This window comes from Methylophaga pinxianii, assembly GCF_020447225.1.
In the GTDB taxonomy this organism is placed as follows: Bacteria; Pseudomonadota; Gammaproteobacteria; order Nitrosococcales; family Methylophagaceae; genus Methylophaga; species Methylophaga pinxianii.
In genome coordinates this window covers 25,810-51,748 of sequence record NZ_JAJAEO010000171.1, presented here as the reverse complement: position 1 = coordinate 51,748, position 25,939 = coordinate 25,810, and the positions used below count along the sequence as shown (strand labels likewise).

Here is a 25,939-nt window from a genome sequence, read left to right as displayed (position 1 = left end):
GAGAAAATTTCAGAATGCTTTTCTGACCCAGCTAAAGGCACAGGGTTCCGTTCATAATCAGCGTTTACGGGAACGTTGCGTTCCACTTTTTACTTTTTTGGATCGCACATGCTGGGTCCGAAAAGCCGGTTGGGTGGAAGGCGTTTTGGCCTTGCGGGTTATCCGCTTGCCTTCGCCCATGTCCCCCGTACCTTTAGGTTGAAAGCTGGGTATCAAATGTTTTTTACCATTACCGATCAGATCGGAACGTCCCATACTCTTCAGGGCTTCCCGTAACATTGGCCAGTTTTCTGGGTCGTGATAACGTAAAAAAGCCTTATGCAAACGACGCACCTTCAAGCCTTTCGGTACCGTAATATCCCCCCCTTGGCGACGCACCTTATGCAAGGTGTCTTTCCCGGAATGATACATCGCTGCTGCAGCAGACATTGGCGATGGTAAATAGGCCTGAACCTGATCGGCCCGAAAGCCATTCCGTTTTAGCCACAATGCCAAATTCATCATATCTTTATCTGTGGTACCTGGGTGGGCTGCAATAAAGTACGGAATTAAATATTGCTCTTTGCCAGCCTGTTTGGAATATTTATCAAACATGGCCTTGAACTTGTCATAGGTACCAATACCGGGTTTCATCATCTGTGATAACGGACCTTCCTCGGTATGTTCAGGCGCAATTTTCAGATAACCACCCACGTGATGGGTTACCAGTTCTTTGACATATTCTGGTGACAGCACCGCCAGGTCATAACGCAAACCTGATGCAATCAATATTTTTTTGATACCCGGCAAACTGCGGGCGCGACGATATAAATTGATTAACGGAGTGTGATCGGTATTGAGGTTTTTACAGACACCCGGGAAAACACAGGATAAACGACGACAACTGGCTTCAATTTCTTCGCTGTTACAGGCCAGTCGATACATATTGGCAGTTGGTCCACCGAGATCTGAAATAATGCCGGTAAAGCCTGGCGTGGTATCACGAATCGCCTCAATCTCGCGAATAATCGAATCTTCACTACGACTTTGGATAATGCGACCTTCATGTTCGGTAATCGAACAGAAGGTACAGCCACCAAAACAGCCACGCATGATATTCACTGAAAAACGGATCATTTCATAAGCCGGGATATTGGCTTTGCCATATTCCTTATGCGGTAAGCGACTGTATGGCAGATCAAATACCGCATCCATTTCTTTGGTAGTCAGCGGTATGGGTGGCGGATTGAGCCAGACATCCTGGTCACCATGTTGCTGAACCAGCGCTAGCGCATTGCCTGGATTGGTCTCGAGATGCAGAATCCGTGAAGTATGCGCATAGATTATCGGATCATCTTTAACTGTTTCGTACGGCGGTAAACGAATCACCGTTTTATCGGCGTTACGTGGAGATACACGGTGAATTTTGATCACATTGCTCGCAGGTTCAACGGGAGCAGCTTTTTGTTCGGCCGTTTCAGCCTTGGATTGTTCGCAGCTCTCTTCGGTCTGCATCTGATACGGGTCAATAGGTGGATTTAACTGACCAGGCTTATCAATACTGGTCGAATCTTTTTCCCACCAATCTTCACGTCGGCCATGACGACGGGTATAAACGGTGCCCCGAACATCCGTCAGATCTTTTACCGGTTCACCCTGAGCCAGACGATGTGCTATCTCGACAACCTGCCGTTCACCATTACCATAAACCAGTAAATCCGCTTTGGAATCCATAATCACGCTACGGCGAACTTTTTCAGACCAATAATCATAATGCGCGATACGGCGTAAGCTGGCCTCAATACCACCAATAACAATCGGCACGCCTTTATAGGCTTCACGACAACGCTGACTGTAAACCACTACACTATGATCCGGACGTTTACCGCCCTCTCCATCCGCCGTGTAGGCATCGTTACGTCGGACTTTTTTATCTGAGGTGTAACGATTGACCATCGAATCCATATTGCCGCCGGTCACGCCAAAAAACAGATTCGGTTTACCCAGACGCTGGAAATCTTTCGTACTGTTCCAATCGGGTTGCGAAATAATCCCGACTCGAAACCCCTGAGATTCAAGAAGCCGGCCAATTAATGCCATACCAAAACTGGGGTGATCCACATAAGCATCGCCAGTAATGATGATGACATCACAACTGTCCCAGCCCAAAGCTTCCATTTCACTGCGTGACATCGGCAACTGAGGTGCCACACCAAAGCGGTGAGCCCAGAATTTGCGGTAAGAAAAAATATCAGGAGCGGCTTGCATAAAACCTCAGATCTACAGCAGTGAAAAATCAACGGCTTATTGTAGCAAACACGAGGTAGCTTGGTGATTGGATTTGGGGCAATAAGAAGTATATTGAGAGGTAAAAGTGGTCCAAATACAGTTTCACTATGGATTAGCAGCGGCTTTGAAGGACTCGAGTGAATCCACAATAATCACGGGTGTGCCTTCATCTACCCACATCGCCAGCTCACGCACTTCAGAGTTGCGCATGGCGATGCATCCCTGAGTCCAGTTTGATATTTCATGAATATCCAGTTTATCGGGCGTCTCTTCGCCAATGCCGTGAATTCCAATTTGCCCACCCAGCGGTGTATTTTGCGGCGGTGTTTCATTGTAGATAAAAGCGGCCAGAATTTTGCGATACTGGATGCGAGTGATTCTGCCATCCTTAAGCGCCTGTTTCGCATCATCCATATTCGGGTAATCAAGATGCATAAACAGATAAAAGCGATCACTGCTACGGATATCTTTTATTCGATAATGGCCCTGCGGTGTTCGACGATCACCTTCTTGAGTTTTGGGTTGACGGCCGCCGCTGCCCAATGCCACTTTGAAAGTACGTAAAGTTTTATCATTTTTACGAACCAGTAATTTATTTTCTGAGCGCACTATCACCACCTCGATTACATCGCTGTCTGCCAATGCGACGGCAGCTGGCCAGTGAAATAAGAGTGCTAAGAAAAGCAGCCTGAGCATAGGGTAGTTAATCCACTAAGAATATTGAAATTACGTTTATCATAAAGCGCCTTAATTATCACCTGTAAATAAATATTTTTAAAGAAATAATCGATTTAAAAATGAAATATTTTGCTTTATCAGATCATGCAGGGATTGTGGTAGATCCACATCAAATTGTTGATTCAGTGATTCGGCTAAGGGACGGTATTTTTTTAACTGGCTCACATTGAATTTTTGCTTTAATGCCAACCCAATTACATTACCTTTATCAGCAACGGGCAAAACCAGTGTCTGGTTATCAAAACTTCGATTGATACGTTGCATTGATTGACTGAAACCCGGTCGGTCAGTTCCCCACAAATTAATACTCATCAGACCATCATCGTTCAGTATGCCAGCGCAGGCATCAAAAAAAGCCTGACCTTCAATGCTGGCTGACATGCCTAAATGATCGTACGCATCAACCAGCAGCAAATCATAAAAAGCACCATTGCTGAAAAACTGATCGCTGACGAACTGATAACCATCTCCGTGGTGAATACGTAATCTGGGATCATTTTGTGGCACACTGAAATACCGCTTTGCCACATCAATCACATCCTGTCTGTATTCAATCACATCTATCTGACAATCATCAAAATGATGTAACAAAAACTTTACCAGTGAGCCACCACCCAAGCCAATAACACAAATATTTCTTGGTTTGGGGTGAAACAATAAGCCCGCCATCATGGCGCGGGTATAACTCAGTTCAAGTGAATGCGGTGATTCCAGACACATACTGCTTTGCCTGGGATAAGTACCAAAATGCAAATTGCGTTTATCACCAATATCAACGACTTCGATAATACCTTCGTCAGATGCTGCCTGATAAATCACTGCCCCACCATAATACAAGCGCATTAACGGGGTTCCTCTTGATCAAATAATTGTTTGTATAACCAGCCATGAACCTGATTGGTGAGTTGTATCTGCAAAGGCACGCTACTGAAATAGTGATCTGCGCCAATGATTTGCCGCAGCTGATAATTGGTTTTCTGTGCTGTTTTGATCGCTACCTGCCGTTTCAAAATAGCCTGTTTAATAGCGTCTTGTTGGCGACTCCCCACAATCTCGAGCGTGGGGATCTCTACATCAACAATACTGACGCCTTCTGATAATTCAGCAGTATTTATCATGATCAACGCTGCTATCGGAACCGCTGTTGCTTTCAGGGTTTTTAATGCCAGTTCACCCCCTGCGCCCTGACCAATAAGAACAATATTTTCGTGTCCTTCCTGCTGCAGTTTTAGTAAGGCAGCGTCAATTCGTTGAGGCGTAGTGATAGCGGTGTATACCTGTTCAGCCGGTTCAGTGGTTTCAGGGGATTCAGCTGCTGTGGCTTCTTCACCTGCAACCGGGGGTGGTGCTTCCGCTGGTGGCGTTTCAGCGGGGTCAGCCTGGGCATCTTCTGCTGCAGCCGTTGTATCCTCAATGTTTACAGCAGGTTCCTTAGCATCACTATCTTCATTAAATCGAATAATTTTAATGGCCAGTGTATTCCACCCATGCTCAGGCAATTGACGTCTTAAACTACCAATGGCAGCACTATCAATATGTTCATTCAAATCATGCAGTAAAAGCACAGCTCCGCGAGAGGTGCCCAATGTTTGAGGTAAGTAAGCGGCAGCAATGGTTTGCTCTCCTATCGCCAGTGGTTCGTACCCCTTTGTTACCGAGTCCTGACGTAATATTTGTGGTTTATCGACCGTCACATTTTCTACTGCCCCGGCATACAGGGCCGTAACGGGTGCGAAAAACACCCATAATGCAATAATCAAACGTCTTTGGATTGGCACCGCTATCCCTACTAAAATTTATTAAGCAACTGTCGCCAGTATAATGAGCGCTAGTGAATTTCAAAAGCTGAAAAAACCCTGCTTTTGGGGTAGAGTAACGGGTTTTGATAGCAAATTTTTAATTAACTTAGAGAGAATCCGACATGGCCGAATTCAAAATTGCCCCATCTATCCTCTCCGCTGACTTTGCCCGTCTTGGCGAAGAAGTGGTAAATGTACTGGCCTCAGGTGCTGATATCGTTCATTTTGACGTAATGGATAACCATTATGTACCTAACCTGACTATCGGACCTTTGGTCTGTGAAGCTTTGCGCAAACATGGCGTTACCGCTGAAATCGATGTGCATTTAATGGTTAAACCAGTTGATCGCATCATTCCGGATTTTGCCAAAGCGGGTGCCAGTTACATTACTTTCCACCCTGAAGCCTCCGAGCACATCGACCGCAGTCTGCAATTGGTTAAAGCCGAAGGCTGTAAAACCGGTCTGGTATTCAACCCTGCCACGCCACTGACATTGGCTGAACATGTTTTAGATAAAGTTGATCGTATTTTATTGATGTCCGTTAACCCGGGCTTTGGTGGACAGAAATTCATTCCACATACCCTGGAAAAATTGCGTCAGGCTCGCAAAATGATTGATGAAAGCGGTTACGATATCGATCTGGAAATCGATGGTGGTGTAAACGTACAAAATATCCGTGAAATTGCAGAAGCCGGTGCCCGTACCTTTGTGGCTGGTTCTGCAGTATTTGGTGCCGCACAGGATAGCGATCCAAATAAATACGAAACCGTTATTGCTGCACTGCGAGCAGAACTGGCGCAAGCAAAAATCTAAATTAATGGCATTAACAAAGCCAGCGCTTGCTTTAATTGATTTGAACGGCACACTGATTGACAGTGTGTCGGATCTGGCCTGGTGCACAGATCAGACATCGAGCCTACACATGCGTTAATGACTGGCGACTCGGGCAACAATGTCAAAGCAGCACGGGCCGCCGGTTTTCAAATTGTTTGTGTGAGCTAAGGTCTACAACCATGGGAATGATATCCGCACTCTGCTAATCCAGACGCGGTTATTGATAGTTTTGCTGAGTTAAACACTCTTTTTTAGAAGCCGAAAATGAAACAGGCACAATTCGACCAACTGGCCAGTGAAGGCTATAACCGCATCCCGTTGTATCGCGAAGTACTCGCGGACCTGGACACGCCACTAAGTACCTATCTTAAACTGGCAGATGCACCCTATTCCTATCTCTTTGAATCTGTTCAAGGCGGTGAAAAATGGGGTCGTTACTCGATTATTGGTCTGCCTTGTGAATCGGTTATTAAAGTTTACGGTGATCAAATCAAAATTTATCAGCGCGATGTGCTGATAAACGAAATTCAGCATGATGATCCGCTGACCTGGATCGCTGAGTTTCAGGCCAAATTTAATGTGCCAGCCCTGGAACATCTACCAAAATTCAACGGTGGGTTGGTCGGTTACTTTGGCTATGACACCGTTCGCTATGTTGAAACCCGTTTAGGTGAAGCACCGGAAAACGATCCGTTGGGTTGCCCGGATGTTTTGCTGATGGTGTCAGATGAATTAGTGGTATTTGATAATCTGAGTGGCCGATTGTTTTTGATCGTACATGCTGATCCTACGTTGCCAGATGCCTATGACCAGGCACAGCAAAGACTGGATCAACTGATTCGTGAACTACGTGAGTCAACTCCCAGGTTCAATGATAAACGGCCACAAAATGCGGTCTCAGAACAGGACTTTGTCTCGGGTTTTACACATGATGGCTTTATTGATGCGGTCAGTAAGGCAAAACAGTACATTAACGACGGCGATATCATGCAGGTCGTTCTGTCACAGCGTTTATCAGTGCCGTTCCATGCTGCGGAAATTGATTTGTATCGAGCATTACGTACCTTAAATCCTTCTCCGTACATGTATTACCTGAATCTGGAAGACTTTCATATTGTCGGTTCCTCACCGGAAATTCTGGTACGCATGGAGGATAATGAAGTCACTGTTCGCCCCATCGCTGGCACTCGGCGTCGTGGAAAGACAGAAGAACAAGACAAAGCGCTGGAGCAGGAACTGCTAAGCGATCCCAAAGAATTGGCAGAGCATTTGATGCTGATTGATTTGGGGCGTAACGACGTGGGGCGGGTCAGTCAGACCGGTACGGTAAATCTGACCGACAAAATGGTCATCGAACGCTATTCTCATGTGATGCATATTGTTTCCAATGTGACTGGACAGGTTCTCCCCGGCATGACGGCATTGGATGCCCTTCGTGCGACCTTCCCGGCCGGTACCGTCAGCGGCGCGCCAAAAGTACGGGCAATGGAAATTATTGATGAATTAGAACCGGTTAAACGCGGAGTTTATGCCGGTGCAATTGGTTATCTTTCCTGGGCTGGCAACATGGATACGGCCATCGCCATTCGTACTGCCGTGATTAAAGACAAACAATTGCACATCCAGGCAGGTGCAGGCATTGTCTATGATTCGGTTCCAGAAATGGAATGGGAAGAGACCATGAATAAAGCCCGCGCCATATTCAAAGCTGTTGCCATGGCTGAGGCAGGTCTTGAACCGCCAAAACCAACTGAATAAATAACAGGACACCCTATGCTGTTAATGATTGATAACTATGATTCCTTCACCTATAACCTGGTGCAGTATTTTGCTGAGCTGGGTGCTGAGGTTGAAGTGCAGCGTAACGATAAACTGACGATCAATGATATAGAAACTCTGAATCCTGAACTGATTGTGATTTCACCCGGCCCGTGCACACCGAATGAAGCCGGTGTGTCCTTAGAAGTTATTCACCATTTTGCTGGCAAAAAACCTATCTTAGGGGTCTGTCTGGGTCATCAGGCAATCGGCCAGGCTTTTGGTGGCAATGTCGTGCACGCTCGCGAAATCATGCATGGCAAAACGTCACCTGTACATCACAATAATCTGGGTGTGTTTAAAGGGTTGAATAACCCATTACAGGCAACGCGCTATCATTCACTGGTCATCAAAAAAGAAACCCTGCCCGATTGTTTTGAAGTAACTGCCTGGACAGAAAACCCGGATGGCAGCATTGATGAAATTATGGGCGTCCGCCACAAAACTTTGCCGATTGAAGGCGTGCAGTTTCACCCAGAATCAATTTTGACCGAACAAGGCCATCAGTTATTGAAAAATTTCCTGGATGAACACCATGGCTGAAAATACATTCACCATGCAGGCAGCGATTAAGCTGATCACCCAGAATCAACATTTGTCCGAACAGGAAATGACCGCGGCAATGCGGATGATCATGACTGGTGAAGCGACAGATGCGCAGATTGGAGGCTTTTTGATTGGCTTGCAGATGAAAGGTGAAACCATCACTGAAATTGCTGCAGCCGCATCGGTGATGCGTGAACTGGTAACCCCGGTTAATGTAAGTGGTGATCACATTATTGATACCTGTGGAACCGGTGGTGATGGTGCCAGCAGTTTTAATGTTTCCACCGCCAGTGCTTTTGTGGTCGCCGCAGCGGGAGCAAAAGTGGCCAAACATGGTAACCGTTCGGTCAGCAGTACCTCTGGCAGTGCGGATGTACTGGAAACCGCTGGGGTGAATCTGGAATTAACACCAGAACAGGTGGCTCACTGTGTGGAAACTACGGGTGTTGGTTTTATGTTTGCTCAACGTCATCACGGTACGATGAAATATACCGTGGGCCCACGTCGCGAAATGGGCGTCAGAACCATTTTTAATCTACTCGGCCCACTCACTAATCCCGCCAAAGCCAAGCATCAGGTGATGGGTGTGTTTGATAAAAAATGGGTTGAACCGATTGCTCATGTATTACAAAAACTGGGCAGTAAACATGTGATGGTGGTTCATGCAGCTGATGGTATGGATGAAATCAGTATCGGGGCTGACACCTTTGTTGCTGAACTTAAAGACGATAAGATTTCGACCTACACCATCCGTCCCGAAGACTTTGTCATGCAACGTGTTGATATCAGTCAGCTAACGGTCACCAATGCACAGCAAAGCCTGGAGATTATTCAGCGTGTATTTGCTGGTGAACCCGGCCCGGCACGCGATATTGTGGTTCTTAATGCGGGTGCTGCCATTTATACAGCCGATCTGGCTGATAGCCTTGCAGAAGGCGTTCGACAGGCAAAACATTTTATTGATAGTGGTATTGCCCAACAGAAACTCGATGCACTGATCACGTGCAGCCAACTTTAAAAGATCATTTATGACTGATACACCCGATATTCTGAAAAAAATTCTGCAACGTAAACAACAGGAAATTGCCGAGCGCAGCAAACGTCTGCCAATTAACCTGTTACAACAACTGGCTGAAAATGCCGAACCGGTTCGCGGTTTTGTCGAAGCTATTGAACGTAAGCTGGCCGCCGGACAAAGTGCGGTCATTGCTGAAGTGAAAAAAGCATCGCCCAGTAAAGGTGTCCTGCGAGCCGACTTTCGCCCTGCTGAAATTGCGGTATCTTATGAAAATGGTGGCGCAGCCTGCTTATCCGTCCTGACCGATCAGGACTTTTTTCAGGGCCACGAAGATTATCTCAAACAAGCACGTACCGCTTGTCAGTTACCGGTTATTCGTAAAGATTTTATTATTGATCCCTACCAGGTTTTTGAAGCCAGAGCGATTGGGGCGGATTGTATTTTACTGATTGTCGCGGCATTGGATGATGAGCAACTGGAACAGTTAAGCCAGTTAGCCATACAGCTTGATATGGATGTATTGGTAGAAGTGCATAACGAAGAAGAATTACATCGTGCGATGGTGCTTAATCTGCCACTGATGGGCATTAATAATCGTGACTTACATACTTTTGAAACATCACTGGAAACCACCATCAAATTACTGAATTTCATCCCCGATGAAACGATTGTGATCACGGAAAGCGGTATCCTTGGTAAAGAAGATGTCGCTTTGATGCGTGAACACGGCGTAAATGGATTCCTCGTCGGTGAAGCCTTTATGCGCGCTGACGAACCAGGCGAGGCGTTAGCCGACCTTTTTAATTGAGGCGTTCACGCCACGATGGTCATCATCAAAAAGCACCATGGTCTTACCATGTGCCCATAACACGCCGCGTTCCTGTAATTCTTTCAGTACCCGGCCCACCATTTCTCGCGAACAACCGACAATACGGCTGACTTCCTGACGGGTGATTTTAATTTGTCGGCCTTGTTCGTGACGCATTGCATCAGGCTGTGAGGCCAGGTCTTTCAATGCTTCTTCGACTCGACCCGATACATCCATGAACGCCATATTGGTGGCTTTGCGTGTGGTGGTCAGCAGACGTTTTGACATCTGTTCGCCCAATGTTTCCAGCAAATAAGGATAACAGCCTTTTAATTCCGTTTTGGAAAGCGCTTTCAATGTCTGGTAACTGATTTCTTCTGTGCGGCAATCAGTTCTGGCTTTCACCACCGACATTCGGTCATTGATATTATCGTGGAAATAGCCGACTTCACCGATAAAATCACCTTGATTAAGATAGGCGACAATCAACTCTTCGCCCTCTTCATTTTCAACACAAATACTGATTGAGCCTTCGCGAATATAGTAAAGCTTGTCAGGAATATCACCCGGTCGGGCCAACATTGTTTTGGCAGGATAGACTTTACTGTGGCAGTGTTTGAAAAATTCTGCCAACTGCTCTTCTCTCTCTTTATGTTTTAAATAATCCATGTCTTAAAGGCTCAGCTTTATTTTTATAAGGATTAATTCTGCCCAATTCCGATGATTATGGCAAAATTAAACGTTGTTATACGTAATTTATGCAGGATGAGTTAAATGAAAGCAAGAGTAAAGTGGGTAGAGGACGTTTTATTTGTTGGTGAATCCGGAACTGGCCATACCATAGTCATGGATGGCCCGGAAGAATCGGGTGGACACGGCACTGGCATGCGACCTATGGAGCTCCTGTTACTCGGCTTGGGAGGATGTACTTCATTTGATGTCATCGATATTTTAAAAAAATCGCGTCAGGATGTAACAGATTGCGTAGTCGAGGTTTCCGCAGAACGCAGTGAAGAAGCGCCCAAAGTCTTTACTAAAATCCATGTGCATTACACTGTTACCGGCCGCAATCTTAAAGCAAACTTTGTTGACCGTGCCGTAAAACTCTCAACTGAAAAATACTGTTCGGCATCCATCATGCTGGCAAAAACAGCTGAAATCACTCACGACTATGAAGTGATTGAACAGGCCTAATCGAATTTCAATAAACCGGAGCACAACCATGCAGCGACCAACACGAACAGGCGGTTTGCGTCATGTGGCATTAACTGTCGAAAATCTCGAAGCCTGTGAACAGTTTTATGTCGATTTATTGGGCATGGAAGTGGAATGGCGACCCGATGCGGATAATGTCTATCTGACTTCCGGCAATGACAACCTTGCCTTGCATCGTGGCGAGAATATCAATAAGGCACCGGTACAACCGTTAGATCATATTGGCTTTATTATTCCGACACTGGAACAGGTGGACGAATGGTATGCCTTTCTGGATCATCATACGGTGCCCATACGTCAGCCACCTCGTACTCATCGCGATGGCGCACGCAGTTTTTATTGTTACGATCCGGCCGGCACGGTCGTACAGATCATTTATCACCCACCGATTTCGTAGAGTGAGTATGAAAACCTATATTTATAAAAGCCGTAAGAAAGAAGAATTGTATCTTTATCTCAGCAAGAAAGATGACTTTTCTGAAGTCCCGCCAAGCCTATACAGCTCAATGGGGGATGAACCGATATTTGTGATGGAGCTTGAGCTGAGTCCGGAACGCAAGCTGGCTCGCGAAGACGTCAAAAAAGTTATTCATAATCTGGAAACCCAGGGCTTCCATGTGCAAATGCCGCCCACCAATGATCTGTTACTGCATCGTGAACGCACGGGTCAACTGCACTGATCAAAAATATGAACTCAAACCAGCTTTTTAAGCTCGTAAAGCAATTCCAAAGCGGCTTTGGGCGTTAATTCATCAGGATTGATTTGCTCGATCTTATTCAGCAAAACAGTATTATCCGGTTGAGCAAATAAATCCTGTTGCGGTTGTTGCTCCTGGTTCTCTGACCCCACAGTGCGTTGAGATTCCAAGGTGGCCAATTTGTGTTTGGCTGCCTGAATCACATCATTTGGTACACCAGCCAATTGAGCGACCTGTAAGCCATAACTCTGATTGGCTGCGCCTGGTTTTAGTTGATGCAAAAAGACAATTTTGTCGCCATGCTCAATCGCATCAAGGTGCACATTGCAGGCTTTGTCATACAAGCCCGGCAACTGGGTCATTTCGAAATAGTGTGTGGCAAATAAAGTATAAGCCCCAATATCCCGCACCAGTTTTTCGGCACAACTCCAGGCCAAGGCCAGCCCATCAAAGGTACTGGTGCCCCGCCCCACTTCATCCATTAATACCAGGCTTTGTGCTGTGGCGTTATTGAGAATATTGGCCGCTTCATTCATTTCAACCATAAAAGTAGAACGGCCTGAGGCCAGATCATCACTGGCACCAATGCGGGTAAAAACCTGATCAATCGGACCAATAGTAGCCGACTCGGCAGGCACGTAACTGCCCATATAAGCCAGGATAACAATCAACGCGGTTTGTCGCATATAGGTCGATTTACCGCCCATATTCGGGCCAGTAATCACCAGCATGGATTGTTCTTTTAATTGCAAATTATTGGGACAGAAATGTGTTTTCTGCACCGCTTCGACCACCGGATGTCTTCCAGCCTGAATCGATAAACCGTTTTCTACTGTTAACTGTGGCATGACGTAGTTCAGTGTCTGAGCGCGCTCAGCCAAATTGGTCAGCACATCAAGTTCAGCCAGCGCGGCAGCACAATGGGTCAATGCGGCCAGTTCGGGGTGAATCAGTTTGAACAGTTCTTCATACAATGATTTTTCCAATGCCAAGGCTTTTTCGCTGGCACTGAGCACTTGATCTTCATGCGTTTTCAACTCTGCAGTGATATAACGCTCAGCATTTTTCAGCGTTTGCCGCCGCTGATAATCAGCGGGTAATTGAATGTTGTGGGCACGGCTGATTTCAATATAAAAACCATGTACTTTGTTATAACCGACTTTTAAGGTACTGACACCTGTGCGTTCCCGTTCCCGCTGTTCCAGTTCACGCAAAAAGTCATTGGCATTCAGATGCAGATTCCGCAGTCGATCCAGTTCGACATGATAGCCCTCGGCAATCACCCCACCGTCCCGGATCAACACTGGCGGCTCTTCAACAATGGCTCTGTTTAATAACTCAAGCAATTCAGGAAAGGTCCCCAACTCCCGATCAATCTGCTTTAACAATCTGGCCTGGGTGCCTGATAACGATTGATGCAGATCCGGCAGCGCCGTTAACATACGCCGCAATTGCACAAAATCACGCGGTCTGGCACTGCCAAGCGCCAAACGCGTCACAATGCGTTCAATGTCCCCGAGTGGTTTTAATAATGGCTGAAGTGAGGCAACAGCATCCTGCTCAATAAGATCACCAATCGCTGCCTGACGTTGCTGCAAAATAGACAAATCACGTTTTGGTTGTAACAACCAGCGACGCAGCAACCTCGTTCCCATTGGCGTAACGGTATTATCAATCACCGACAACAAGGTATTTTCACGCCCACCTGACAGGTTTTGCTCCAATTCCAGATTGCGACGGGATTGCGGATCAATGCGGATACTATCGGCAGGTGTTTCCACACTGATTTTGCGTAATTGAGGCAGCGCGGTGCGGTGGGTTTGTTGGGCATAATTTAATAAACACCCGGCCGCCATCACAGCTAAAGGCAGTTCATCACAGCCAAACCCTTTCAGATCAGTGGTACCAAAGTGTTCGCATAATCTGCGTCTTGCGGCATCCAGACCAAAATGCCATTCGGGTACAAATCGCAGTCGCTTGCTATAGCTGCTAAAGGTATCGCCATGACTATCATCGATCAGAATTTCGGCTGGTTGCAGTCTGGCTAAATCGGCCATGAGATCAGTTAATGATTCATGCTGACATACATCAAAACGTCCACTACTGATTTCCGCTACTGCTAAGCCGTATTGGTCTTTTTGCCGAGCAATAGCAACCAACAGATTTTCCTGTTTACTATCGAGCAAGGCTTCATCGGTTAAAGTGCCGGGGGTTAACACCCGCACCACTTTCCGTTCTACTGGACCCTTGCTGGTTGCCGGATCACCAATCTGCTCACAAATCGCAACGGCAACGCCACCTTTGAGCAATCGAGCCAGATAACCTTCAGCCGCATGATAAGGCACGCCAGCCATCGGAATCGGCGCACCATTGCTATTACCCCGAGCTGTCAGGGTAATATCCAGTAGCTCGGCAGCCTTGTGGGCATCATCGAAAAACAACTCATAAAAGTCGCCCATTCGATAAAACAATAACAATTCAGGATGCTCGGCCTTGATACGCAGATATTGCTGCATCATTGGCGTATGATTGGTTTTTTCGGTCATTTATATAGTTTAGCGTATGCAAGATTATTCTGACGCAACACTTTATCAGCTTACCCAGCAACTGGCACAAGCGCTTCAATCTAAAGGCTTGCGTTTAGTCACTGCCGAGTCGTGCACAGGTGGCTGGCTGGCGAAATGTTGTACGGACCTGGCTGGCAGTTCCAGTTGGTTTGAAGGTGGAATCGTCAGTTACAGTAACCAAATCAAACAACAGCATCTTGATGTCCAGTTCAGCACGCTCGAAAAATATGGTGCGGTCAGCGAGCAAACCGTTATTGAAATGGCATCCGGTGCCATCCAAAATTTCGGCGCAGATATCTCTGTCGCAATAAGTGGCATTGCCGGTCCAGATGGCGGCTCAGTTGAAAAACCGGTGGGGACTGTTTGCTTTGCCTGGGCAGATGAAAACAGCACATTTTGCAATACCTATCACCTGCATGGTAATCGCGAATTTATCCGTCGTCAGGCCGTATTTATCGCTCTGGATGGCTTAGTAAAAAAATTAGCCTCGACTGAATATTACGCCTGACCTCAAATACAAAATTAATATCGTAGAAATGCCTGCCTGAAAGCATAATCGGCTCTGGTGAGACATGGCTATCTGTGTGATAATCCATAGTTTTCTGATATCAGCTAAAGGGCACACCAAATGGATGAAAACAAGAAGAAAGCGCTTGGCGCAGCCTTAGGTCAAATCGAAAAACAATTTGGCAAAGGCGCAGTCATGCGTTTGGGCGATGGAACTGCCCACCGTGATATCGATGCGGTCTCAACCGGCTCTATCGGCTTAGACGTTGCACTTGGCATCGGTGGTTTACCACGGGGTCGTGTAGTTGAAATTTATGGCCCGGAATCTTCTGGTAAAACCACATTGACCTTGCATGTGATCGCAGAAATGCAAAAAATGGGGGGTACAGCAGCCTTTGTAGACGCCGAGCATGCACTTGATCCACTTTATGCTGAAAAACTCGGTGTGAATATCGATGACTTGCTGGTCTCACAACCAGACACCGGTGAACAAGCCCTGGAAATCACCGACATGCTGGTCCGTTCCGGCGCGGTCGATATCGTTATTGTCGACTCTGTAGCCGCCTTAACACCCAAAGCCGAAATTGAAGGTGATATGGGCGACAGTCACATGGGTCTGCAGGCACGTTTAATGTCTCAGGCGCTGCGTAAACTCACCGCCAATATCAAACGCTCGAATACTCTGGTTATCTTCATCAACCAGATCCGCATGAAAATCGGTGTCATGTTTGGTAACCCTGAAACCACTACCGGTGGTAATGCACTCAAATTCTACGCCTCTGTTCGTCTGGATATTCGTCGTATCGGTGCCATCAAAAAAGGTGATGAAATCCTGGGTAATGAAACTCGTGTAAAAGTGGTCAAAAACAAAGTGGCCCCACCTTTTAAACAAGTCGAATTTGATATTCTTTACGGCGAAGGTATTTCCCGTGAAGGCGAGTTAATCGACTTAGGTGTCAATGAAAACATCGTCGAAAAATCGGGCGCGTGGTATAGCTATGACGGCAACCGCATTGGCCAGGGTAAAGATAATGTTCGCATCTATCTCAAAGAGCATCCGGAAATGGCCAAAGATATTGAAGCCAAAATTCGTGCTGTGATGTTGCCAAAGAATATCAAGGCAAGTGCTGAAACCCCAGTGGATGATGAAATCGACGCGTGAAATCCCGTTCCGCAACCGAACAAGCCATTGGCTATTTAGCCAGACGGGAACACAGCTCTGCTGAATTGCAGCAAAAACTTCAACAAGCCGGTCATGAAACAGATAAAATTCATGCCGCTTTAGAAAAGCTGCAACAAAGCGGTCTGCAAAATGATGAACGTTTTGCCGAAGCGTTTATCCGGTCCCGCGCCTTGCGTGGCTATGGTGAATTACGCATTCGGCAGGAAATGAAACAAAAAGGCGTGGCGGATGAGCTGATCAACTCCACCATGCAACAGGCAGAAACTGATTGGTTTGCGCTTGCTATTGAAGTTCGATGCAAGCGTTTTGGCGAGCAGAGCCCCGATGATTATAAAGACCGTGCCAAACAGATGCGGTTTTTACAATATCGGGGCTTTACTCATGAACAAATAACGGAAAGTTTTAAACTGAACTAATGAAAACGAGCGCTGATATACGCAAATTATTTCTGGACTTCTTCGCTGACAAAGGTCACGAAGTGGTAGCCAGCAGTCCATTAATTCCGGCCAATGATCCGACATTGTTGTTTACCAATGCCGGCATGGTTCAGTTTAAAGAAGTCTTTCTCGGCCAGGAAACCCGAAAATATACTCGGGCGACCACCACACAGCGTTGTGTCCGTGCAGGCGGCAAACATAATGACCTGGAAAATGTCGGTTACACCGCTCGTCACCATACTTTCTTTGAAATGCTGGGTAACTTCAGTTTCGGTGATTATTTCAAGCGTGAAGCCATTCAATACGCCTGGGAATTTTTGACCGAAACATTGCAGTTGCCTGCTGAAAAATTGTGGATCACTGTCTTTGAAGAAGACGATGAAGCGGCTGATATCTGGTTAAAGGAAATCGGCGTTGATGCATCACGCTTTTCGCGTATTGGTGCCAAAGACAACTTCTGGTCGATGGGTGATACCGGTCCTTGTGGCCCCTGCTCTGAAATATTTTATGACCACGGCCCGGAAGTCGCCGGTGGCCCACCAGGTACCCCAGAAGAAGATGGCGATCGTTATATCGAGATCTGGAATCTGGTCTTTATGCAGTTTGATCGCTCTGCTGACGGCACATTAACACCACTGCCAAAACCTTCTGTCGATACCGGTATGGGTCTCGAACGTCTGGCTGCCGTATTGCAGCACCAACATAATAACTACGATATTGATCTGTTCCAGAATCTGATCAAATCCATTCAAAAACTGTCGGGTACCACTGATTCCAGTAATACTTCGCTACGCGTTATCGCTGACCATATCCGCTCCTGTGCCTTTATGATCACCGATGGCGTTCAACCTTCTAATGAAGGTCGCGGTTATGTATTACGTCGTATTATTCGCCGAGCCATTCGTCATGGACATAAACTGGGTTTAAAAGAGGCTTTCTTCTATAAACTGGTTCAGCCATTAGTTGACGAAATGGGCGAAGCTTTCCCCGAACTTGCCAAAGCACAAGCCATCGTTGAACAGGCACTGCAGATTGAAGAAGAACGTTTTGCCGATACATTAGACAACGGTCTGAAAATTCTGGATCACGCCATTGATCAAATGGCGGATAAAGAAATTCCCGGCGAAACCATATTCCTGTTGTATGACACCTATGGTTTCCCAATTGATTTAACCGCTGACATTGCCCGCGAACGTGGTTTGACCATTGATGTGGCGGGTTTTGAACGTCATATGGAAGCGCAACGTAATCGTGCGCGCAGCGCCAGCCAATTCGGTGGCGGGTTATCGGAAACCCTGATTATTGATGGCGAAACCGTGTTTTGTGGGTACGACCATGTGCGCAATGAAGGGGTTATTACCGCCCTGCTCGTTGATGGCGAAAATGTTGATAAGCTTCATGCCGGTCAGCAAGGTATTATCGTTCTGGATCACACACCGTTTTATGCAGAATCAGGCGGTCAGGTCGGTGATCAAGGCGAAATCAACACCGCGGGTGCTCACTTCATCGTCAAAGATACGCGTAAACAAGGCAAAGCCTTCACCCATATCGGTGAATGTAAAGACGGCACCTTTGAAGTCGGCCAACACGTTATCGCACATGTCGACGAATATAACCGTCAGGCAACAGCACTGAATCACTCGGCAACACATTTATTACATGCTGCTTTGCGTAAAATTCTCGGTGAACATGTCACGCAAAAAGGCTCTTTAGTTGATTCACAACGCTTACGCTTCGACTTCTCGCATTTTGAACCGGTTTCGGCAGAGCAACTGCGTGAGATTGAACGTTTAGTCAATCAGCAAATCCGGGTAAACCACACTGTTGAAACACGCTTGATGCCGATTGAAAAAGCTCGCCGAAGCGGTGCCATGGCATTGTTTGGTGAGAAATATGACGACGAAGTTCGCGTGCTGAGCATGGGCGAGTTTTCGATTGAACTCTGTGGTGGTACACACGTTGGCCGCACCGGTGATATTGGCTTATTAAAGATCACCAATGAAACCGGCATTGCTTCTGGCGTTCGTCGTATTGAAGCGGTCACCGGTGAAGCCGCTTTAAAATATATTGAACAATCAGAAAACCGCCTGAATAGCATTTCGAATCTGGTCAAAGCCAAACCGGAAAATATTGAAGAAAAAACCCAACAATTGGTTCAACGCACTCGCCAACTGGAAAAAGAACTCGAATCACTTAAATCCAAACTGGCCAGCAGTGCCGGTTCCGATCTGGCCGCTTCAGCGACTGAAATCGGATCAATCAAAGTCCTCGCGGCCAATCTGGAAGGTGCCGATGTTAAAAGTCTGCGGGATACCGTTGATCAACTTAAAAACAAACTGGGCAGTGCCGCCATTATTCTGGCGACCGTAGAAGGTGACAAAATCACCTTGATCGCAGGTGTCACCAAAGATGCGACCGATAAAATCCGTGCCGGCGATCTGGTCTCTCATGTCGCGGCGCAAGTTGGCGGCAAAGGTGGCGGCCGACCTGATATGGCTCAAGGTGGTGGCTCCGAACCACAAAACTTAACTGCTGCACTCGACTCCGTCACCACTTGGGTGGCATCTAAGCTGGAAAATTAAGTCATGGCACTTATCGTACAAAAATACGGCGGCACTTCAGTCGGTTCTGTTGAACGAATTCAGGAAGTCGCTAAGAAAGTTATCCAATATCGCAACGACGGCCACGATATCGTCGTGGTTGTTTCGGCGATGAGCGGTGAAACCAATCGTTTACTGGCATTGGCAAAGGAAATTAATCCCGATCCACGCGGCCGTGAGCTGGATGTTTTATTGTCAACCGGTGAACAGGTGACTATCGCCCTGCTCAGCATGACATTGCAACAAATGGGCATGCCCGCTCAGTCCTATACCGGCTCTCAAGTCAAAATCCTGACTGACGATGCACATAATAAAGCGCGCATCATGCAGATCGATGACGAAAAAATGCGTCAGGATCTGGCCGAAGGCAAAGTCGTTGTTGTCGCCGGATTTCAGGGTTGTGATGAGCAAGGCAATATCACCACGCTCGGCCGTGGTGGTTCTGATACGACTGCAGTCGCCTTGGCTGCCGCATTGAAAGCGGATGAATGTCAGATTTATACCGATGTGGATGGGGTGTATACCACCGATCCACGCGTCGTCCCGGAAGCACGCCGACTCGATCGTATTACTTTTGAAGAAATGCTCGAGATGGCCAGTCTGGGCGCCAAAGTTTTGCAAATCCGCTCGGTCGAATTTGCGGGAAAATACAACGTGCCTTTACGCGTACTTTCATCTTTCACCGAAGGTGGCGGCACATTAATTACGTCTGAGGAACCCTCAATGGAACAAGCGCTTATTTCAGGTATTGCCTTTAATCGCGATGAGGCAAAACTAACTATTTTAGGCGTGCCTGATCAACCAGGTGTCGCACATAAAATTTTGGGTCCGATCGCCAAGCAGAATATTGAAGTCGATATGATCATCCAAAACACTGGCCATGATTCCACAACCGACTTCACCTTTACCGTTCACCGCAATGATTATCAAACTGCGTTGAAACTGCTCAAAGAAACCGCTGTTTCATTGGGTGCACGTGAAGTCACCGGTGATGAGCATATCGCTAAAATTTCTTTAGTCGGCGTTGGAATGCGTTCACATGCAGGGATTGCCAGCACCATGTTTGAAACGCTCGCTAAAGAGAATATTAATATCAGTATGATCTCCACTTCAGAGATAAAAATCTCTGTTGTGGTCAATGAAAAATATTTAGAATTAGGCGTCAGAGCTCTACACAAGGCGTTCAAGCTGGAACAGGCTAACTAAACCATTGATATCAGGAAGTTTTTCCTATCGATTAGGTGTAACTATCCTGATATACTTTTTGCACATTTGATACGCGGATAATTTTTTGTCCAACGCGGTCATAAAGGAAGGAAGGCAAAGATCTTCCAAAAGGAAATAAACGGAACTGGCACGAGGCCAAGCTTAACGAAAGGAGTCATCTCCTCATCCCCCTCGGTGCCAGAATTTATACTGCAAGGGGAATAACAATGTTAATACTTACACGTCGCGTTGGAGAATCACTCATCATCGGTGATGATGTTGTTGTAAACGTACTTGGTGTCAAAGGTAATCAAGTAAGAATCGGTGTTGATGCACCAAAAGATGTCACAGTACATCGTGAAGAGATCTACGATCGGATTCAAGCAGAAAAAGATCAATCAAACGCTGGTTAATTGAGTAATTCGACTAGCCAAAATCATCATAGCTGGTATAATGGCCGGCTTGATGGAGAGCTGGCCGAGTGGCTGAAGGCGCGCCCCTGCTAAGGGCGTATAGGTTAACCCCTATCGAGGGTTCGAATCCCTCGCTCTCCGCCATTTTTTTTCTGATTTTATCCTTGTGATAATCAGTAAAAAACAGTACAATTTCACGCTTTAAAGCGCCTGTAGCTCAGCTGGATAGAGTACCTGGCTACGAACCAGGCGGTCGCACGTTCGAATCGTGCCAGGCGCACCAAAAATTGAAATACAATCAAGCAGTTATCATTAATTTGGTAGCTGCTTTTTTGTTTTCAGCGTTTGAGCAGTAGCCGAAGTGTAGTCATCGGTTTCAACTCACACTGCTCTATTAGATGTTCAGCTGATTGAGAGCATATCGCTGTTCTGATACCTCCTAGAAGCTTATTCCGTGAAGAGTTAGGTATTGTTTTTCTGTTATCTTATCCAATCACTTTACGAAAGCGGCATTGGGGGAAGTTAGAGCAACCTAAAAATTTAACTCCAATATGACGACCTTTTAATGCTTGTCGCTCAACTAATTCAGCATTGCATTGTGGACATTTGTTCGTAATTGATTCATCGGTTTCGCTGATATCCAACTCTGGTTCAATTCGAATTTTTATCTCTTCACTATCTGTAGATGCAGTTATGGGTGCTGTATTTAAAATCGAATTAATTGCCTGCTCAATCTCTTTAGAACTATATGTATGCTCAGCTTTGAACCTAAGTAACGGCAGATTGGCTCTTTTTAACGCCGCTTCCACAAAGCCATCACGCTGTTGTCTTTTAGGGGTATTGTGAGAAGAGTCATCCAGTTCAATACCACATAGAATTTCTGTAGTTATTTTATCAACCAGCACAAAATCCACATGCTTTGCTTTTATCTGATTAAAAGCTCTAGACCATTCAGACTTCGGTAATCCTTTATGCACTGAAATAAGATCAGCCAGACGGACTTTAGCATTAATATCATAAGAGTTTCCGACAACAATTTTTAAGCTATGTCGGAAGGATATTTCTGCGGGGGTAAGTAAAGCTGTATTTTTAAAGTAGGGATACTTTTTTGGATTAGGTAGATCGGATTTCAGCCCACTAAGTCCAGAGAGTTTGTATATGACTATTGCGAAGACGAATAAGAGTAATATGAATAAAAATTCCATTTAAAGCCGTCCTTGAGAATAGTGTCTTATCAAATATAGTCGTTAAGGATATTAATTACCGGATTAAAACTAAACCTATTTCATTGTCAGGCTCCATAACTAGTTTGATAGCTGCTTTAGTTTGTATTGCCATTGCCAAAATAGGAACCTGGAACGTTCAGCTTTCAAACTACCCTGTTAACTTGAAATCCACTGGCACGACGACGGTAAACGACTTATTCGACAAATTGCCTTTCACGGGTAATTCTCTTACGGCTTTTTCTAACATCTCGCGGGCAGCTCTATCCAGGACTTGATGGCCGCTGCCTTGTCCTATGATGTTTATTTCTACCATTTCGCCTTTATCAAACCGGACGCTGACCATAACAATGCCTTCCAAATTACGGCGAATTGCTTGTTGGGGGTATTTTTTATTCTTGGAAACCATGGCGTAAAGCAATTGCCCGTAACCTTTCCAGGCTTCGTTACGATCGACTTCATCTGCTCCGCCTCTATTGTCTTCGTTGGGGTTATCACCGCTGGCGTTGACCGTCTTGCTGGTTGATAAGGCATTCTCTGAACTAACCGTAGACGATGGCAACGGAGATATTTCCGCTACCTCTTCATTTATAGGTTTATCAGGGACGGGCTTGTCAGGCTCAACCACTTCGGCAACTTTCGGTTCGGCTATCGGTAATTCCTGTTTTGGCTTATCAATAACTTTCGGTTTTTCCGGCTTGGGTTCAACCTTTGGTTTAGGCTTTTCGACTTTTTTCGGTTCAGGTTTTACCGGTTCGGGTTCGGGTGGTGGTTCAATCGGTTTGACCTCTGCCACCACTTCTTCTGGTACTGGCTCAAGCACAACCAATTCTTCGGGCTCTGGGGGCGTAGCGTCTTTGGCGATAAGGATTTGTTTATCCGTAACGGGTGGTTTTATCAGCTCAACTGGTTCTGGAATCGGCTCTGGTTCAACTATTTCGGGCTCTTCATCTACCGGTTCAACTTCTTCTTGAAGCTGCGTCACTTGAACAGCAATTCGCATAGGGGCTGCCGATGGCGAATATTCCATGGCTGGCAAAAACAACAGAACCAAACCAATATGTATTAATAGGGCCAGCAAAAACCCAGGAATCATTCGGTCAGAGCCGATGGCCTGGGTTGATGAAAAATCTGGAACCAGGGTTGTCATCTCAGTTATTCACAAATTTATTTTGCCAATAGACCATGGTTAATTAATCGTCTCAGGCTGCATCACAAACGTGAATTTAGTGATACCCGCCCGCTGAATAGCAGCCATCACTTTGGCGACTTGTCCGTATTCAGCTTTTTCATCAGCAAAAATTTCAACCGTGCTGTCAGCATTTTCTGCCGTCTGCAGTAATCGCAGATCAAGATCCTCTTGAGAAACGGCCTCATCGGTAAAATAGACCGTGCCATCATCTGTCACACTGATACTGATGGTATTTGGCTGCGTTAGTGAGAGATCAGAAGTCGCTTTGGGAAGATTAACCGGTACTGCGTTAGTTAATAATGGCGCGGTAACGATAAAAATGGTCAGCAATACCAACATAACGTCTACTAAAGGTGTCACATTGATTTCACTCATGGCAGCGTCATCACTACCCATATTCATTGCCATAACGGAATTCCTTACAAAGTTAAGACGGTTACTTCTACAATGATCGTTAGATTTTTATTGAAAACCGTTGTCTGAATTTTTAGCTCGACTTATTCCATCAGATTGACCACCGGATTTCAGCACTAATAACTGAAACGCTGAAGCAAAGTTATCCATCGTCGCGACTGAAAGACGTACCTTCCGCAGGAAATAGTTATAAGCCAGAACAGCAGGCACCGCCGTAGCAATACCGACAGCCGTGGCAATCAACGCTTCACCAATTGGCCCGGCCACCACATCCAGACTGGCTGAGCCGGTTGCTGTGATGGCTTTAAGCGCATTCATGATTCCCCACACCGTACCAAACAAACCGATAAACGGTGCAGTAGAACCAACGCTGGCCAGTATGGATAAGCCATTTTCCATCCGAGTTTGTTCGATATGTGCTTGCTGGCGAAGGGCATGCAGCAATATTTGCTGTCTGTCTTCTGGCAAAAACACCGTGTTCATTTCTTGCAATGACGAAAATTCAGCTAATCCAGCCTGACACACGCGTGATAAACGGCCTTTGGTAGATGAGACAACCGCCGGCAATTCATCAATATGTTTTATCTGCGAAAACTGCCTTAAAAAATGTCGGTCATGACCGGTATTACGATAGAAAACAACAAATTTGGTGATAGCTACAGCCCAGATCAGGACCGATAAAAATGCGAGAAAAATAAGTACCGCATCAACTATATCTGGCACTGAATCCATAAAAACGCTTTCCTTTGTTGTGAATGTAAAAACAAGGTCGTAAGGTTTAAAGCTTGATGATTTACGGATTAATCCGTCTCAGAACACCAAACTTTTAGAATATTTATCAGCGGACATTACCTCCATAATTGGCAGGTTTATCTGTTTCCTTATTATCTATGCCAATTGAAAATGCAAAAGTGACAATTATTTTTGAACTTATTTTTGAAAAAATTTAACGAGACCTAAAATAATTTCGCTTTGCATCAGCCTTTCTAGCTAAAAAACGCTAAATGTTAAAGGGAAAATATCCTTTATTTGCTGTTTAAGTCTTACACGCACATGATTAGCAAGCTATTGTTTTATATATGATCCGAACTGCACTGTTATACGTTATTGGATTTTCTAATCAATTTTGAAATCGGGCGGCGACTATTTGCAGATCATCAAATCCTAATGTTCCTACGACTTTTTTAAGATTCAGATAACTTTGCAAATAGTTATAACGGGCCAGTAACAAATCGCCTTTGGCTTCAAAAAGCTGGCTTTCAGCATTCAGCACATCAATATTGGTTCGGGTGCCACCTTTGATACTTTTATGAGTCGCAGTCACCAGCAACTGTGCTGAATTAACCGCCGTAGTTAATGCCGTTAATCTCAGTTTAGAATCCAGAACCAGGTTGAATTGTTTTTGCAGTTCGATGATGACGGCATTGGCTTTTTCATCAAACTCGGCTTTGGCTTTAAGCAGATTTGCTTTGGATTGACTGACCCGGGCAGGCGTCGCGCCACCGGAATAAATTGGTAAGGTAAATTGCAAACCTATTGAGTTGACTGTGGCGTCTTGGTTATACGTGTTAGTAGTGTCAGAAACATTATTATTCCAACTCATCACAGCATCCAATCGGGGCATATAAGCGGCTTTACTGCGATTGACCTCTTGTTCGGCCACTTCAAGGCTGTGTCGTTGAGCCGCCAGCTCAAGGTTACTTTTAAGTGCGAGAAACTCCCATTGCTCCAGGTTTATTGGCTCAACGGGCAGTGTGGCAAAATCTTCAATTAATGGCTGTATCTCGTCAACCTTACGGCCTAAAACCTTATTCAATGTGGCTCGGGCATCGGTCAGAATATTCTGTGCTTCGACGATATCCGCCTCTGCCAGATCAAATTTCGCCTGGGATTCCAGAATATCGGTTTTGGTGCCTTCGCCATTTTCAAACATAAACAGATTTGCCTGTTTTTGTGCGGCATAAGCGGCCCTTTTGGTTTTGGCTAAGCCCAACATATCTTCAGCATATAAAACAGCCGCATAGCGATTGAAAACACGCAAAATCAGTTCCTGCTCACGGATGGCAAACTCTTGATCACTCAACGCCGTTTGTGCCACACCCTGTTTATAGCGCGCATAGCCATCAAAATTGATCAACGGTTGGCGTAACTGCACTGAGGCCGTCTGACTGGCGTAATCTCTTTCTTCGGTGCGGCTGATCAGGCTATTCTCAAATTCAATATCTGCGTGATTTTTATATCGCGAATAACTTGCTGTAATCACAGGTAACAGATTGGAACGGCCAAGCGCTTTAAACTCCTGACCTGCCTGATGGGCATAAAATGCGGCTTGGAATGTCGGGTCATTATCACGAGCTAAGGTATACGCTTCAATCAGGTTGATAGCTTGCGCTGCAGGCATGCTGAACAGACAGCAAACAAACAGACTGAGACGTTTAACCAAAAACCACATG

General features: G+C 45.8%; 25 protein-coding genes and 2 tRNA genes. 16 read left to right on the top strand and 11 right to left on the bottom strand.

Annotated elements, in window-relative coordinates:
• Positions 1-57: 57 nt before the first annotated feature.
• The 4 genes from LGT40_RS08600 to LGT40_RS08585 all read right to left on the bottom strand — a co-directional run bounded on the left by LGT40_RS08600 (position 58) and on the right by LGT40_RS08585 (position 4,784).
• Complete coding sequence (locus LGT40_RS08600) at positions 58-2,247, bottom strand: YgiQ family radical SAM protein (protein WP_226070336.1); 2,190 nt, start codon at positions 2,245-2,247, stop codon at positions 58-60.
• A gap of 126 nt (positions 2,248-2,373) precedes the next feature.
• Complete coding sequence (locus LGT40_RS08595; protein WP_226070334.1) at positions 2,374-2,964, bottom strand: L,D-transpeptidase family protein; 591 nt, start codon at positions 2,962-2,964, stop codon at positions 2,374-2,376.
• A 78-nt stretch (positions 2,965-3,042) separates the two neighbouring features.
• Positions 3,043-3,849, bottom strand: a complete 807-nt coding sequence (locus tag LGT40_RS08590; protein WP_226070332.1) for a spermine/spermidine synthase domain-containing protein — start codon at positions 3,847-3,849, stop codon at positions 3,043-3,045.
• On the bottom strand, positions 3,849-4,784 hold the full coding sequence (locus LGT40_RS08585; protein WP_226070330.1) for a DUF3530 family protein: 936 nt from the start codon (positions 4,782-4,784) through the stop codon (positions 3,849-3,851). Before LGT40_RS08585 ends, LGT40_RS08590 begins: the two co-directional genes overlap by 1 nt.
• A gap of 143 nt (positions 4,785-4,927) precedes the next feature.
• Here LGT40_RS08585 and rpe point away from each other — a divergent pair, with 143 nt between their 5' ends.
• The 5 genes from rpe to trpC all read left to right on the top strand — a co-directional run bounded on the left by rpe (position 4,928) and on the right by trpC (position 9,831).
• Positions 4,928-5,620: a ribulose-phosphate 3-epimerase gene (rpe, locus tag LGT40_RS08580; RefSeq protein WP_226070328.1), complete on the top strand. Its 693-nt coding sequence runs from the start codon at positions 4,928-4,930 to the stop codon at positions 5,618-5,620.
• A 285-nt stretch (positions 5,621-5,905) separates the two neighbouring features.
• Positions 5,906-7,399 carry an anthranilate synthase component I gene (trpE, locus tag LGT40_RS08575; protein WP_226070327.1) on the top strand — a complete coding sequence of 498 codons (1,494 nt, stop codon included), beginning with the start codon at positions 5,906-5,908 and terminating at the stop codon, positions 7,397-7,399.
• Between the two features lie 15 nt (positions 7,400-7,414).
• Complete coding sequence (locus LGT40_RS08570) at positions 7,415-8,002, top strand: aminodeoxychorismate/anthranilate synthase component II (protein ID WP_226070326.1); 588 nt, start codon at positions 7,415-7,417, stop codon at positions 8,000-8,002.
• Positions 7,995-9,023, top strand: a complete 1,029-nt coding sequence (gene trpD / locus LGT40_RS08565; RefSeq protein ID WP_226070325.1) for an anthranilate phosphoribosyltransferase — start codon at positions 7,995-7,997, stop codon at positions 9,021-9,023. Before LGT40_RS08570 ends, trpD begins: the two co-directional genes overlap by 8 nt.
• A 10-nt stretch (positions 9,024-9,033) precedes the next feature.
• Positions 9,034-9,831: an indole-3-glycerol phosphate synthase TrpC gene (trpC, locus tag LGT40_RS08560; protein WP_226070324.1), complete on the top strand. Its 798-nt coding sequence runs from the start codon at positions 9,034-9,036 to the stop codon at positions 9,829-9,831.
• Here trpC and crp read toward each other — a convergent pair.
• Positions 9,811-10,500 (bottom strand): cAMP-activated global transcriptional regulator CRP, encoded by a 690-nt coding sequence (gene crp / locus LGT40_RS08555; protein ID WP_226070323.1) that lies wholly within the window; start codon positions 10,498-10,500, stop codon positions 9,811-9,813. The two genes, trpC and crp, sit on opposite strands and share 21 nt — an antisense overlap.
• A 105-nt stretch (positions 10,501-10,605) precedes the next feature.
• On the opposite strand from crp, the gene LGT40_RS08550 reads away from it, so the two are divergent.
• Genes LGT40_RS08550 through LGT40_RS08540 form a run of 3 tightly spaced genes read left to right on the top strand, consistent with a single transcriptional unit; the run spans position 10,606 to position 11,726 of the window.
• Entirely contained in the window at positions 10,606-11,025 is a 420-nt protein-coding gene (locus tag LGT40_RS08550; protein ID WP_226070322.1) for an OsmC family protein, read from the top strand.
• A 28-nt stretch (positions 11,026-11,053) separates the two neighbouring features.
• A complete protein-coding gene (locus LGT40_RS08545) occupies positions 11,054-11,443 on the top strand; it encodes a VOC family protein (RefSeq protein ID WP_226070320.1) in 390 nt (129 codons plus the stop codon).
• 7 nt (positions 11,444-11,450) lie between these two features.
• A complete protein-coding gene (locus LGT40_RS08540) occupies positions 11,451-11,726 on the top strand; it encodes a YcgL domain-containing protein (protein WP_226070318.1) in 276 nt (91 codons plus the stop codon).
• Positions 11,727-11,740: 14 nt separating this feature from the next.
• Here LGT40_RS08540 and mutS read toward each other — a convergent pair whose 3' ends face one another.
• Positions 11,741-14,290: a DNA mismatch repair protein MutS gene (gene mutS / locus LGT40_RS08535; protein WP_226070316.1), complete on the bottom strand. Its 2,550-nt coding sequence runs from the start codon at positions 14,288-14,290 to the stop codon at positions 11,741-11,743.
• 16 nt (positions 14,291-14,306) lie between these two features.
• Between mutS and LGT40_RS08530 the strand changes: the two genes are divergently transcribed.
• The 8 genes from LGT40_RS08530 (at position 14,307) to LGT40_RS08495 (ending at position 20,940) form a co-directional block, all read left to right on the top strand.
• Positions 14,307-14,819 (top strand): CinA family protein, encoded by a 513-nt coding sequence (locus LGT40_RS08530; protein ID WP_226070315.1) that lies wholly within the window; start codon positions 14,307-14,309, stop codon positions 14,817-14,819.
• A gap of 120 nt (positions 14,820-14,939) precedes the next feature.
• Positions 14,940-15,980 carry a recombinase RecA gene (gene recA / locus LGT40_RS08525; protein ID WP_226070313.1) on the top strand — a complete coding sequence of 347 codons (1,041 nt, stop codon included), beginning with the start codon at positions 14,940-14,942 and terminating at the stop codon, positions 15,978-15,980.
• Positions 15,977-16,417: a recombination regulator RecX gene (gene recX / locus LGT40_RS08520; protein WP_226070311.1), complete on the top strand. Its 441-nt coding sequence runs from the start codon at positions 15,977-15,979 to the stop codon at positions 16,415-16,417. The genes recA and recX overlap by 4 nt, the downstream gene beginning before the upstream one ends.
• Positions 16,417-19,020 carry an alanine--tRNA ligase gene (gene alaS / locus LGT40_RS08515; RefSeq protein WP_226070309.1) on the top strand — a complete coding sequence of 868 codons (2,604 nt, stop codon included), beginning with the start codon at positions 16,417-16,419 and terminating at the stop codon, positions 19,018-19,020. Before recX ends, alaS begins: the two co-directional genes overlap by 1 nt.
• A gap of 3 nt (positions 19,021-19,023) precedes the next feature.
• Complete coding sequence (locus LGT40_RS08510) at positions 19,024-20,244, top strand: aspartate kinase (protein WP_226070307.1); 1,221 nt, start codon at positions 19,024-19,026, stop codon at positions 20,242-20,244.
• 227 nt (positions 20,245-20,471) lie between these two features.
• Complete coding sequence (gene csrA / locus LGT40_RS08505; protein WP_014706856.1) at positions 20,472-20,657, top strand: carbon storage regulator CsrA; 186 nt, start codon at positions 20,472-20,474, stop codon at positions 20,655-20,657.
• Between the two features lie 54 nt (positions 20,658-20,711).
• A tRNA-Ser gene (locus LGT40_RS08500) sits at positions 20,712-20,801 on the top strand.
• A 62-nt stretch (positions 20,802-20,863) separates the two neighbouring features.
• A tRNA-Arg gene (locus LGT40_RS08495) sits at positions 20,864-20,940 on the top strand.
• Between the two features lie 202 nt (positions 20,941-21,142).
• On the opposite strand, the gene LGT40_RS08490 is transcribed toward LGT40_RS08495, so the two are convergent.
• From LGT40_RS08490 to LGT40_RS08470, 5 genes are all read right to left on the bottom strand, one after another.
• Positions 21,143-21,862, bottom strand: a complete 720-nt coding sequence (locus tag LGT40_RS08490; protein WP_226070306.1) for a DUF2726 domain-containing protein — start codon at positions 21,860-21,862, stop codon at positions 21,143-21,145.
• A 169-nt stretch (positions 21,863-22,031) separates the two neighbouring features.
• Positions 22,032-23,030 (bottom strand): energy transducer TonB, encoded by a 999-nt coding sequence (locus tag LGT40_RS08485; RefSeq protein ID WP_226070304.1) that lies wholly within the window; start codon positions 23,028-23,030, stop codon positions 22,032-22,034.
• Positions 23,031-23,069: 39 nt separating this feature from the next.
• On the bottom strand, positions 23,070-23,480 hold the full coding sequence (locus tag LGT40_RS08480) for an ExbD/TolR family protein (RefSeq protein WP_226070303.1): 411 nt from the start codon (positions 23,478-23,480) through the stop codon (positions 23,070-23,072).
• Between the two features lie 54 nt (positions 23,481-23,534).
• The gene (locus LGT40_RS08475; RefSeq protein WP_226070301.1) at positions 23,535-24,218 is read right to left on the bottom strand and encodes a MotA/TolQ/ExbB proton channel family protein; all 684 of its coding nucleotides are present in this window, start codon (positions 24,216-24,218) and stop codon (positions 23,535-23,537) included.
• Positions 24,219-24,606: 388 nt separating this feature from the next.
• Positions 24,607-25,938, bottom strand: coding sequence for a TolC family outer membrane protein (locus LGT40_RS08470; protein WP_226070299.1), 1,332 nt, complete (start codon positions 25,936-25,938; stop codon positions 24,607-24,609).
• Between the last annotated feature and the right edge of the window lies 1 nt (position 25,939).